Annotated in this window: 5 protein-coding genes; 2 read left to right on the top strand and 3 right to left on the bottom strand. The window is 41.8% G+C overall.

Annotated elements, in window-relative coordinates; all coding sequences use genetic code 11:
• Positions 1-100: 100 nt before the first annotated feature.
• Together OCK74_RS05845 and OCK74_RS05840 are read left to right on the top strand one after the other, a co-directional pair.
• Positions 101-2,329, top strand: coding sequence for a tetratricopeptide repeat protein (locus OCK74_RS05845; protein WP_279296074.1), 2,229 nt, complete (start codon positions 101-103; stop codon positions 2,327-2,329).
• A gap of 646 nt (positions 2,330-2,975) precedes the next feature.
• Positions 2,976-3,200: a hypothetical protein gene (locus tag OCK74_RS05840; RefSeq protein ID WP_279296073.1), complete on the top strand. Its 225-nt coding sequence runs from the start codon at positions 2,976-2,978 to the stop codon at positions 3,198-3,200.
• Between the two features lie 261 nt (positions 3,201-3,461).
• On the opposite strand, the gene OCK74_RS05835 is transcribed toward OCK74_RS05840, so the two are convergent.
• The 3 genes from OCK74_RS05835 to OCK74_RS05825 form a co-directional block, all read right to left on the bottom strand.
• Entirely contained in the window at positions 3,462-6,866 is a 3,405-nt protein-coding gene (locus tag OCK74_RS05835; RefSeq protein ID WP_279296072.1) for a glycosyltransferase family 117 protein, read from the bottom strand.
• Positions 6,867-7,121: 255 nt separating this feature from the next.
• Positions 7,122-7,427, bottom strand: coding sequence for a hypothetical protein (locus OCK74_RS05830; protein ID WP_279296071.1), 306 nt, complete (start codon positions 7,425-7,427; stop codon positions 7,122-7,124).
• A 53-nt stretch (positions 7,428-7,480) separates the two neighbouring features.
• Complete coding sequence (locus OCK74_RS05825; protein WP_279296070.1) at positions 7,481-13,543, bottom strand: alpha-2-macroglobulin family protein; 6,063 nt, start codon at positions 13,541-13,543, stop codon at positions 7,481-7,483.
• Positions 13,544-13,629 lie beyond the last annotated feature (86 nt).

Below are 13,629 nucleotides of genomic sequence, written 5' to 3'. Positions count from 1 at the left end.
CTGGTGACAGTAATTTGAAGAATGAAGCGATGCGGGGCTCAGGTTGTTAATTATCTTAATTTTACCGGGTTTAGCGTGTTATTCAACCAAAAGAGATCCAATGCGTTTCGGGAAAATTACCGTGCTCACATGCCTTATTATTCTTTCTATCTTTTCATTCTTACTAATTGAATATTGTCGCCCTAAGTCTTCAGAGGAAGCAATTTTGAGTGCTGCAAACGAGTATGTAGGAGATCAGAAATGCCAGAGTTGCCACGCAAAAGAATTTAATGACTGGAAGACATCGGATCACTTTAAGGCCATGTTGCCGGCCAATGATTCGACAGTGCTTGGCGACTTCAATGATAAAACTTTTACGGCTGATGGCGTTACCAGCCGGTTTTTCAAAAAAGATGGTAAGTTCTTCATCAATACAGAAGGAGCTGATGGTAAGCCTCACGATTTTGAAGTGTTGTACACCTTTGGATACTATCCTTTGCAACAATACCTGATCTCTTTTCCCGGTGGCAGGATGCAAGTACCCCGAGCCTGTTGGGATAGTAAAAATAAAAAGTGGTTTCACCAGTATGCAGGACAAACGATTCATTCCGGAGACTGGCTGCATTGGACTGGAGGCGCTCAAAATTGGAACACCATGTGCGCCACTTGTCACTCTACTAACCTCAGGAAAAATTTTAACCTGGAGGCGGATAGTTTTCACACAACATATTCTATTATAAATGTAAGCTGCGAAAGTTGTCATGGCCAGGGGAAGAAACACATAGACTATATCAATTCGGACGATTATAAAGAAGGAGAAAAGGTGCGTGGATCGTTCCTTCAACTGGCAAAGTCAGCCTCGCAAAATCAACAAGTCAATACCTGCGCGCCCTGCCATGCATTGAAAGCAGATATTAGCGACCAACTCATTGCCTCAGAAGAATTAATGGACAATTATATTCCACAGGTGCCTTCCAGCGAACAGTTTCATGCAGACGGCCAGGTAAAAGGCGAAGTATATATCTATACTTCCTTCTTACAAAGCAAAATGTTCCATCGAGGTGTTACCTGCAGCAATTGTCACAATCCGCATTCCGGAAAAACCCTGTTTGCTTCCAACCAACTGTGTTTGCAATGTCACAGCAAAAGTTACGATGCCCCTTCACATCATTTTCATGAAACCAACACAAAAGGTGCTGAGTGCAAAAGCTGCCATATGCCGGCAGAAACATTTATGGGCAATGATGAACGTCATGATCATAGTTTCCGGGTGCCGAGACCAGATTTAAGTGTACAATACGGTACACCCAATGCATGTAACAAGTGCCATAGCAACAAAACTGCACAATGGTCTGCTGAAGCCATTGTAAAATGGTATGGCCCTCAAAGGAAATATCACTTTGCCGATGATCTTCTGCCCGGAAGTAAACTTAACGACCAATCAGAAGCACACCTTACTAAACTGCTGAATGATACAGCAGTACCTCCTATTATTCAAGCTGCAGCGGCAACGCATCTCGGGGGAATCCTCACTGCGGGCAGCGCCAACGCACTTAAAAGGTGTTTGCTCCAGGATAACGCCCTGATCCGGTACCAGGCTTTAAGAAGTCTTGCCAACTTCCCACCTGACCAATGGCAAAGTACAGCCATGCCCCTATTGACTGATAAAGTAAGGGCAGTACGTATTGCGGCTGCAGATCTTTACCTTACGATTCCTCCCAATGAAATCCCTGAGGAGTACCAGGCAGCACTTTCCAAGGCCAAGACGGAGCTGGAGCAATACTTACGTTATCAAGCAGATTTTTCTGTGGGTAATATCATGATAGCGGATCATTACCTGCGCCTGAATGATTATGAAAATGCCACCAGGTTTTACCTGCGTGGGCTAAAGATGGACAGCCTCATGAATTATGCACGGTTGAATTTATCCTCTGCATACAGCGCCCAGGGCAAAAATGACCAGGCTTTGCAAGTACTCAAAGCAGCTGCCGCTACCGATCCTTCAAACGAGAGGGTATTTTATAACCTGGGATTGTTGTATAATGAGCTACAGCAACCCGAAGAGGCTAAGAAAAGCTTTGGAAAGGCTGTTCAATTGAAAAGTAACAACCCAAGATTATATTATAATTACGGTTTGCTCTTATTTCAATCAGGAGAAGTAAAAGAAGCAGAAAATGTGCTGCTTAAAGGATTGGCCTTAAGTCCCAGGGATGCAGACCTGAATTATGCAATTTCCTTCCTGTATATAAAGACCGGACAACAGGAAAAGGCAAGGAAATATGTGCTTTTCCTGAAACAGGTAGCACCTGGCAGGGCAGAATATCAAGGCATTTTTCAAATGTTCCCTTAACAGTTATGGACAAATTCCAGCGAATTTATTTATTGTTATTTGCTCTAAATCAGGCCTTTAGTAGCACCAATTATTAACAGTAGAAATGACGCAAATTATTACGATCAATTGTAATAAATGTACACAAAACACATTAAATAAAATATTATTTACAAACACTGCAATAATGTGTCAGAATAACACATTAAAACGAACTATATATTGTAATGTTTTGCACTCTAATTAATTACATCGATATATTTTGATTTTTTTTTAAGATTAATATTAATTTTATTTCGAAATTTGCAATGGGTTTCTTACTTTTGCAATGGATTTAAGCCATTGATGAAACTAAGAATCTCCAGCCCTTTAAGAATTACTTTCGATGATTGCATTCTATCCTTTACCCTATCAAAAATCCATTAAGACCTTTCTTACTAAGGCTAATTGAAACGACAACCAATTGTGTATTAGGTGGCATTCTTGTTTTGCGGTTGCCTTGCCAGATACTGATTACTTTTTCTTTATGTGGAAAGATTCGTGAGGGGGTATTTAGACTTCTTCTTGATTAATTATTCATGAGATAAAGTAGTATTCTTTATCAGCATTGGTATAACATGCTTTGAATAAAAGTGTTCACATTTCTATGGATTATAAAACCCTTAATATGACAAACAGTACCATTGCAAACAACCAAGTTAGAGAGCACTTTCCAAGTGCACCAAAAGGCATCGTTATCAACACAACAAGGACAACAAAAACAACAGAAGCGCCAAAGATTGTACAGAACGTAGAAATGAACTACCAGAAGATCTCGGAAAGAGAGCGGATGAACTGGATTGAGCAAAAGCTTTCCCAGAGAAGTTATGTTTCAGGTTATAAAGGATTGTAAACTCTTTTCATAGTCGTCAACACAAAAGAGCAAAACAACCATTTATCAAAACGAATTTCAAAACAAGCCACATTCTACTTATAACGATTGCCTGTCATAAAAAAAGGCCAGCTTTTCAGCTGGCTTTTTTTATACCCCAGTCCGTCAGAGGCGGAGGGCATCAGTGCAACAAGGGCTCACTTTATTACACCTTAAAAAAGAAATAGGCCTCGGGAATTAAACATTCCCGAGGCCTATGTATTGGAAATAAATAATCTATAATTAGGGTTTTTGCGCCGAGTCGGCAGCGGCAGCATTTGGCATTCCACCTTTAGGCAATTCGATTACCGGAGTTTTTTGTTCATAGCTTTTAACCAGAGTTTCAAACACACCAATCATCCTATCGTTGATCAAAGCTTCCTGCTGCATAGAATTGAATAATTCCTCTCTTTCGCTGCGCAGGTAATCATAATACCTCTTTTGGTCCTGCAGGTCTTTGCTGATCGCTGCTTTCAGTTTTTCAGCCAGGGCTTTATTACCTGCTTTATAGGCAGCTTCCAGGTAAACCATAGCAGTTTGATTATGCGAATTATAGCGTCCAACCATAGCATAAGGCAGGTTGGCGGTATCAATCATTTGCTCTGATTTTTCCAACAGCTTCAATGCCTCATCTTTACGGTTCTCGTCTGCCATATTACCAGCAGCTTCGGCATAAGTAGCACGAACAGAAAGCAGGTGCCTGCGGTTCTCTTCATCGAAGTAAACGCCTTTCTTATCGGCTCCGCCTGTACGGAAGGTTCCCATCAATGCCTTATACAATACATCTGTACTGTTGTCGCGAATAGATGTACCACCTAATCCCTGTTGGCGTAAAGTCTGATCAACCACCCAATGTTGCTGCGGGAAGTTGTTCTTTACAGGCAACAAACGGTAGGATAAACCTTCTTTGCGCAGGTATTGACCAAAGCCCAATTCGCCGATTGGAGAAGTAAAATAAATCGGGCGCTTCCATTGGCTTGCGGCAATGACATTATAGATGATCAAATCACTACGGGTAAGATCGTTACGATTTTCAGGAATCTCAAATTCCAATTGAGGATATAATGTATCCGTTGGGCTCACAGCTCCTGTTTTACGAAGGTAAGCAGTATCAACAGGCACCGTAAACTTCTTCACAGGGAATGAACTGATGTTATCGCCCTGTCCCAATACATTTTTCATCACGTCGTAAAGGTCATAAAATTTGTCAGCCTGACCAGCAGCCTGGTAACGTACGTACTCGCGTTTATGTCCTTCTATTTGTTCTGGTGTCCAGATAACATCTATAGGAGCACTTTCATTCACCTTATAGCGCAATTGGTTAATGTACCAGTCGATACCCAACAGGCTTGTATTAATAATACGGATATCTGGACGAACGCCTTCCACTTCCTGTGCAAACCACAAAGGATAGGTATCGTTATCGCCGAAAGTAAACAGGATGGCATTAGGAGCACAGCTTTCCAGGTAGTTGCGCGCCATTGAAGGAGCTAAAGTTTTATGACTGCGGTCGTGGTCATTCCACTCCTGCTGGGCCATCAGTACCGGTGCCAGCATACAAACAGCAAAAGCTGTAATCGTGGCCATTCTAAAGTTCTCGCCTTTATTAGCTACGGCTTTTACCAGGTATATAGCACCTACTGTAAATAATGCATAGAGAATTCCTGACAGCACTGAAGGCAGGAAGATGCCGCTACCATAAATGCCACTCAGGAAAGTAACTACAAAAGCAGCGAATGCTCCCCCCCAAAGGGTAGTTTTGAAAATATTGTCTTTGATCGTTTGCCGGGCCAGTCGCACGATAGCTACTACAGCCAAACCAATCCAAACAGCAAAGGCATAGAAGGAGCCTACAAAAGCATAGTCACGTTCGCGGGGTTGATTCCCCGGCTGATTCAGGTAAAGTACAACCGCCAGCCCTGTAAAGAAAAACAGGAGGAATGTAACGATCCAATCTTTACGATCGCTGAGGAAGTGATACACACACCCCAGGATCCCTAAGATAAAAGGTAACAGAAATAATACATTATGAGCCTTATTGTGCTTCAGGGAATCAGGCATTTTTGACTGATCGCCCAGGCGAGGATTGTCAATAAAAGAGAAGCCGGTAATCCAGTTTCCATCGCGTTTATTTCCAAAGCCCTGCACATCATTCTGCTTACCTGCAAAGTTCCACATGAAGTAGCGCCAGTACATAAAGCCCATCTGGTAGGTAGCAAACCAATTAATATTATCTGCATAAGTTGGGTCTGCGTACCGGGGCTGGCCTGTATTGGGATCCTGAACGCGTCCAAGTCCCAGCCAATCTGCATAAAAATCAGCATGGTACTGATCATTGCTTTTATCCCATATGCGAACAAACAACTGCTTATCCTTGCTGTCAAATACAGGTTCTTGTTCACGACCTATTTCTACGTATTTATCCTTTCCTTTGGTATATTTCATTTCGCCTTCCTTGAAGTCGATATAGCCATCGCCATTCTCATCTACATAATCGGCCTGGAAATGCGGACCATAAAAAAGCGGTTGGGAACCATACTGCTCACGACCCAGGTAATATACCAGGCTCATTGGGTTGTCCACATTATTCATATCAATAGATGGATTGGCGGCAGAGCGCTCCATCGTTGTGATATATGTAGAATAGCCCAACATCAGGAAAGTAAAGCACCATAAGCCAAGGCGTAAAAATGACCAGTGGTTCTTGTTAGCCCAACGCAATCCGGCCCAAATCAATACACCCAACAAGATGAAGAAGAAAATAAAACCGGAGAAGAAGGGAAGCCCAAAGCCATTTACAAACCAGATATCGAATTTACCAGCAATCTTAATAGAGTACTGGATAGCAGCAACCTGTACAACGCCAGTGATGATACAAGCAATAATAAAGGCCGCAATGGCGCCTTTTTGCGAGTATTTATAGCGTTTGTAATAATAGATCATCACGATGGCAGGAATGGTCAACAGGTTCAACAAGTGCACGCCAATGGATAATCCCATCATAAAGAAGATGAACACAATCCAGCGGTCTGCCCTGTTCTTCAAAACTTTATTATCCCCAGCCCAGTCATCAGCACGCTCCCATTTCAACATAGCCCAGAAAACCAAGGCAGTGAAGAAAGAAGAAAGAGCGTAAACTTCACCCTCAACGGCACTGAACCAGAAAGAGTCGGAAAAAGTATAAGCCAATGCGCCAACAACACCAGCAGCCATGATGGTCCAGGTTTGAGGGCGGTTAGGATCGGCTAAAGTGCCCACCATCAGTTTGCGGGCAAAGTGGGTAATGGTCCAGAAAAGGAACAAGATTGTAAAAGAGCTTGCAAAAGCGCTCATAATGTTCACGGCTTTTGCTGCAGAGGCAGGATTATCGCCAAATAGGATAATGAACAAGCGACCAATTAATACGAAAAGCGGGGCGCCTGGAGGGTGGGGCAATTGCACTTTATAGGCGCTGGCGACAAACTCACCGCAATCCCAAAAACTTCCGCCAGCCTCGGCAGTTAAAATGTACGTTAATGAAGCAATAGCAAACACTACCCAGCCGGTAATGTTGTTTACTTTTCTGAAATTGATTCCGTTTGATGTTTCAAGATCGGAATAAACATCCACGCCTGTGCGGATGCGATCTTCATGAGCTAATTTTTCCATTCAATTTGGGTTTATGATCCTTTTGCCGGGATTATAATATTTATTAAGACAGGCAAAAATAGGGAAGCCCCTATATATCGAAACGGGGATTTAGCAGGATTATTCAGGAATATGTGGAGATTAGGAAAAGATTTACAGTTAAGGGATGGATTCTAGCGAAATTATTGCCAGGTGAATGGTGAATGATCAATGGCGAATTGTCAATATCAAAGGGATTACTTATTGACATTTCACCATTGACGGTTCATAATATCCTTATTCTCCGCCGATTTCTGTATCAGATAGTTTGCTGTTCCTGTACTCGTCTGTTTTGGTATCGCGGTCAGCCATTTTCGAAGCGCTGACCCTGTCGCCTTGTTGTGGATTCCGGTTTTTGTCCCGTTCAAACTCTTCAGGAGCCTGGTAGAAAGCTTTTCCTGAGGCGTCACTTTGAATGTCCTGTTCAGACTGATTATGCCTTTCCCTGATGCTATCTTCTTCAGCGTCGCGTAAATTATTGGTTCTATTCGTTTGGGACTCCGATGGTGCATCCATGTTTTGCCGTTTTTGATTTTCGTCCATAGCATTAATTTTTGTTCATATGAATTGCCGGGAATACTATGCCAGAATAGGAATTATTCAGATCTTAATTTAACACCCTCGCTATGTGCTGAGAACTCCGGTGCGTACATGCACTGGATGGTAGTGACACCATTACTAAAATTGCCAGCATGGGTCACGAACAAGGGATACTCAAAAACATAAGTTCCTTTTCGGAGATAATTGAAAAAGAAATTCGTGCTGGCATCTTTCGTGGATTCGTAATAACCCAGGCCACCCTGCCATTTGTAGCCACTGAGTACGTGAACTGGCTCCAGGGCGGAAGCTCTCATATCTTTCATGTGAACGTATTCCATATCCCTATCCACCCGCAACTCAATGCGCACCTTTATTTTATCACCCACCTTTACAATTGAACCTTCCCCGATAGGAGTAAGAACAGGGCCGTTGTCCGAATTCTTTTCAACAAACAGTTTTTTGTTCAATTGAAGTGGTGTGGAAGCAGGTGTTATTTTATCAAGGTCTTCGAAGTATTGCCAGTAAATGGAGCCATATGATGGGTTCTGGATCTCTGGGTTTTGTGCATTTACTGTTTTTTTGATGGAGACGGTTATATTGCCCATTTGGGGATTGATTATCTGGGTGTTGAACACTTTTTTGAAGTAACCAGAGCCGGCCTCGGAATCTTTGCTCCCCGGAGCCACTGTCGTGTTGCCTAGTTGGATGGCAACCTGGGATTCATTGTTGAGCCAATCGGAGCCTTGCAACAACAGGGCATAGCAGGCGTCGGCTGTGGCTTTGGTTGTGCGCCAGTTGGTAGTCTGCTTGTTCCTGAGCAACCAGGTTTTTAAATCATTTATGGTCTTTGTGTCGTTGCTGATCTCGGCGAAAGCTTCGATCAGCAAAGACTGTGTTTCAATGGGCGACTGCCACCAGAACCATCCTATACGAAAGGCTGATCCTTTCCAATACATACCTAGTTCATCAGAAAAAATGGCTGTTTCTTTTAATGATTTCAGGATGGCTTTAGGGGTTTGCTGGTCTCCTCTCCTATTTAAGGCCAGTGCGATCATTCCTTGCATATATTTATTCCCATTCATCCAGAACTGTTTTGCTTGCCCCTGGTAATAATTGTAAGCGGCTTGTGAAGATTGGGGAAGCTTATGTTCCGGGAAGAAGCTACGCATATAGAGGTATTGTGCTTGCAAATAACCAATGTGCTGCGTACTCAGATTAAGCTTGCGTTTTACCAGGTAATCGCAATCTTCCCTGGACTTTCTATCTAAGTATAGAAGGGCCTGGGATATTACATTATCCCAATCAGCCAACTGCTCTTTGGTCAGTGCATTCAACTTTTTCAAATGACCGATGCCAGTAAGGATGTACTGAGTTATGTATTGATCATCTGGCCCGCCTTTGAACCACACAAAGCCTCCATTTTCACTTTGCATTTCTTTGAGCTTTTGGATATTGCTTTTGAGTTCATTGCTCATTCGAACAAGATCAAAGAGCAGGGCGAGGTTTTTCTTTTGCTGTTCTTCGCTTTTGGCCTGCAGCACCCAGGGCGTTTCTTCCAGCAGGACTGATTTTAGCTCCTGGTTCTTTTGGAGGTTGGATTGTAATGCGGAACTATCCGCAGTTTTCCATCGTTCAAATATTTGTTTGATGCGTGGGGAAGCAGAAGCTATTTTAGCCGCCAGTGCATTGGCATAATAGCGGTTGAAAATCTGCTCGGCACATTCATAGGGATACTCCATAAGGTAAGGCAACGCCTGCACGGCATACCAGGCAGGATTGGAAGTGAATTCTACTGTCAAAGACTGGTGCTGGAGTGACTCACTGTTGCCAGCTTGCAACAGTTTATCGAACGTAAAGTTCTTTGAACCGGAACCTTTCATCATCAAAGGCAATGTTTCGGTGACCAAAGTTTTATTAGTAAGTACTGGCAAAGTCATTTCTTCACCATCGGAATAATTGCCGGCTTTTGCCACTACCCGCCATACCAATGCATTATTGAATTGGTATGGTACTTCTATTGGGAACTTTACCACTTCACTGCCACCAGCGGATACCGTAAAATACTGGTTGGGAAAGATATTTTGGAACCAACCATCGACAGGTTGATTGGTGGTGGCATCCAGCAATTGCAATTCAGCCTGGCCAGTGAGTTCTTTGTCTGAAAGGTTCACGATCTTGGCACTGAACTCTAAAGCATCGCCCTGGCGGAGAAAGCGGGGTGCATTGGGCTGGACCATCAATTCTTTTTGGGTAATAACATTTGTTTGAGCCAAGCCCATAGCCAGATCTTTTCTGTGGGCAAAAGTTTGCAGTTTCCAACGTGTTAAGGCTTCGGGCATAGTGAAGGAGAATTCTATATTGCCGTCTTTGTCGGTTCGAAGATCGGGGAAGAAGAAGGCTGTTTCGTTGAAGTTTTTGCGGATTTGAAAGTTTGCTTCTCTTATTTCCTGCTGACTTTCAGAAGAAGAATCAAAATCTATTTTTGTGTCTTTCAATTCTTCAATTTCAGGAACGGCAACGGAATCTGCGTTTGAAACACCAACTTTATTTGGCGTTGGCAATGGGACCCTGGCAATATCAACTTCTTTTTCTGCAGCCTGATTCTCTAAACGTAATTTATAAAGCACTTTCCTTTTTCTGTCTTCATAAATTTTATCCATTACCCTGTAATTCATTAACTGATCGTAGGATTTGTCAATTGATCTGGCTTCCAATTCTTTAATTGGCTTTTCAAATGATTCTTCAAAGCTAAAATTCGCACTACCGTTCCATCCATATGTACCTGCATAAACCGGCCAGATAACAGGCTTCTGCCAATTGTGAGGATTGAACTGATCCAGGGAGGCATCGTACATACTTGCCAGCATTTCAGCTGCCGCTTTATCGCCTTTAGAACCAGTTATTTTTACTTTCCATTTTTCTTCACTTCCGGGTAAAGTTTTATCCCGATAGGTTGCATATTCAATTTTTAATTCTTTATTGCTCCAAGGAACGTTGATTACATCATTGAATTGGTAAAGCCTATTGTCACGGACAAAGAAAAAAGTAACACCATAGCCACCACGGTCTTCTTCTTTTGCGGCAAATTCAAATGATTTCTTTTCATTATTCAATGAATAAAATGAGAAGTTACCTGCGGCCGGTTGCACATTTCCAGTTTCTTCATTTGTGTTCTTATCAATTTGCCCAATTAAAAAAACGTTTTGTACAGTAGTACCGATCTGCACAACAGTTTTCTCTCCCGGCTCAATTGAACCACCACTTCCTTTTGTCCAGAGGTAATCCGGCTTGCTTAGCCTGTTGCTTTTAGGATCGAATAATTCAATAAAACGAATGTCTTTAACTTCAGTTCCTTCTTTATCTTTTGTACTGATTTCAACCTTATAAAATCCTGCACTTAATTGTTGATTACCTATTGTCCATTGACCATTTATTTTTGACGAATCAGTTTTTTCAAACACCTGCTTTCCTTCCGTCCAGTTGCGATAGTTGCTTTCATCATTGTATTCATCATTAGGAAAGTACTGAATGAACACTTCTTTGCTCATTACAAACTGATCGGGCTGCTGCCAATAGCGGTTACGGATCAAACGATTTTCAGGTATTAGTTGAATCAGAGAAACCTTCACAATAGAAGGCTGGTATTCACCAACCATATTCTCTGTACGGATGAAGATATTTTTGAGTGAATCAACCGCAATTCGTTCATCCATTTTCACTTTCAGCAATAGTGGTTTATAGCCAGCAGTAACTTCCATTTCACCGCTCCTCGTTTCACCATTTATATCGGTAATGTCAGCAGATATCTCATAATCAAATACAGGATCTAAATTTTTATTCAACTTTAGATCAGGTATAGCTTTGAAGGTAAAAGTAAACTGACCATTCTCGCCAGTCGCTATTTCACCATGTGCTATTTCCATCGGTTCTATGCGGGGCCACCATCCTTTCAAGAGCCAGGGATATAAAAAGCGCGGCTGACGGACTACACGGTAGACCACTTTGGCACCACTCACATTGTTGCCTGCGTATGCTTTTGCATTGCCTTTAATGGCAATGCTGTCTCCAACCTTGTAGCTTTGCTTTATTTGATCAAACTCCACATAGAATTTAGGACGTTTGTATTCTTCGACAGAAAAGTACCCTCTATCTCTTTCTTTTTTATCTACTATAACAAATTCACCATTCAACAGATTTTGAGGCAGGGTAAACTTGCCGGAAAAAGATCCAAATTCATTGGTTACCACATTCAGCGAATCGACTTTCTGGCTGTTGGCATCCAGTAGAAAGATGGTAGTGTTATAAGCAGGAACAATCTCTCTCTGATCTACCACAATGCCTTTAAAGAAAACTGTTTGGCCAGGACGGTAAATAGAGCGATCTGTAAAGAAGAAAATTTTCTCAGATTGCCCTTGCTCCTTTCTTTCGCTATAGGAGTAATAGGTGTAATTGTATTCATCCAGGAATAAGTGATCATTATCATAAGTGATTTCCAGAGCAAAAGCATTGTCTACACCTCTTTCACTTTTTTTTCTTTCGATCTGAAAAAACCCATTTCTATCTGCCTGGTAAGATGCATATCTGGCTTTTACATATTTTGATTGCCGGTAATCATATTGGCGGGAAAACACCTGCACTGTTGCATGAGGCAGCGGTTGGCCATTCTCTCTATTTAATACAAAATATTGATTGGCGTGTTGTACATAACTAATGTTGGAGACTTGCAACAGTTGAACAGCAGCATCATTTTTATTTGTCGCCAATAACATGTACTCCCCAACGGGCAATGCATCCACTTTGATCTCGACGGCATGTTCTTGTAAATCATTGGTTGCAGGAAGCGATTGTTGCCATTCTTTGATGGGTTTTATATTCGATAAGGCATTCCAAAACTTATCATAGTAACGGTTGTCCAATAACTTCTTCGCAGCTTCATCTGCTTTGATCAATCGAAAGTTTACAGCATTGACATTCCTATACTTTACCAATGCCAGGAAAGGCTTTGCCGGCACATTTACTTTTTCAACTTCAAATGAAAATAACGGTTTTGTAATCTCTGAAAGCAGGTTATAACTATTGACCCAGCCTTCACTTTTTGTAGTACTGTCATTTACAACTTTCTCAAGAATCTCTTTTGCCTTCAGTCGCTCAAAGCGATAGGCTGTGTCTTTTAAAGGTTCATATAATGCTGCCAGCTTTTCATGATACGCAGCCAATAAATACCAGGCTTGAGCAGCAACGGGATGATTGCCATATTTTGAAGTCAGAACCCGTAGCCCCTGTTCATACAAGGAGTCTTTATCAGTTGAAACAGAGTTTTGATACACAAATTCAATACGCTGAATATCTGCATCTATCAGTGCGTCAGGTTTAGCATCCTTAAGGTGAAAAGCAAGAAGTTCCTGGTAAATCAACAAGGCTTTGTGATGAAGTGATAAAGAATCATTCGTAATAAACTTTTCTTTGACAAATTCATTTGCCGGAGCAAAAGCTTTTGGCTGGTCAATCTCAAATGCATAAGCAGGTCTTTTGATGTCACGTTCGTCATTTTTGAAATAGTCAAGCGCCTCATGCACCAGCAAGTCGTAAAGAGCTGGCCGCAATAGACGGACATTGCCTTTGATGATAATTGCATTGTATGATTCCAGGCCAGTTTGTTTCAGGAGTGAATCATTACGAATAGATTGTAAATAGAGCGCACTGATCTTTTTATGAAGGTCTTCTGCTGTCCAGGTAGCAATGTCATCTTTATTAAAGTGAACCGTGTTGGTTCGATCGTACAATTGCCAACGATTATTCTGAAAGTATTGCCAGAACAACCCAGCCAACAGGCTATTTAATATAGATGCCACAGGCTGTTTACTGACAGCAATTTCTTTTTCAAATTCCTTTATTGAATTGATTGTATTATCCTCCCTGTTCTGTTGTTGCAGTCCTACCATATATACCAGGGACTTCACTACCTGGGCGTCCTGCCGCTCTCTTTTTGCCAGGGCATATACTTTTTTCACCTCTGCCAGTGCAGATTGAGGAAGATTATTCTTTTGAATGAGTTCATCTATTTTTTTCCATTCTGATTCATAATTCTTTGTCTTTTGTGCATACGATTTTACTGCCATAAAAAAGCAGGCGAGATTTAGGGCGACCAAGAGTACAGTTCTCATGAAGTAATAATTACCTATTAATGATACTATGAAGATGCACA

The organism is Paraflavisolibacter caeni, assembly GCF_025628885.1.
Taxonomy (GTDB): domain Bacteria; phylum Bacteroidota; class Bacteroidia; order Chitinophagales; family Chitinophagaceae; genus Flavisolibacter; species Flavisolibacter caeni.
Note: the sequence above shows the minus strand (reverse complement) of the source record. Positions and strands in the feature narration are given on the sequence as shown.

Excerpts from the sequence above, each read along its gene's own strand:
- OCK74_RS05845 (WP_279296074.1), top strand. The coding sequence starts at position 101 with ATGCGTTTCGGGAAAATTACCGTGCTCACATGCCTTATTATTCTTTCT.
- OCK74_RS05840 (WP_279296073.1), top strand. The coding sequence starts at position 2,976 with ATGACAAACAGTACCATTGCAAACAACCAAGTTAGAGAGCACTTTCCA.
- OCK74_RS05825 (WP_279296070.1), bottom strand. The coding sequence starts at position 13,543 with ATGGCAGTAAAATCGTATGCACAAAAGACAAAGAATTATGAATCAGAA.
- OCK74_RS05835 (WP_279296072.1), bottom strand. The coding sequence starts at position 6,866 with ATGGAAAAATTAGCTCATGAAGATCGCATCCGCACAGGCGTGGATGTT.
- OCK74_RS05830 (WP_279296071.1), bottom strand. The coding sequence starts at position 7,427 with ATGGACGAAAATCAAAAACGGCAAAACATGGATGCACCATCGGAGTCC.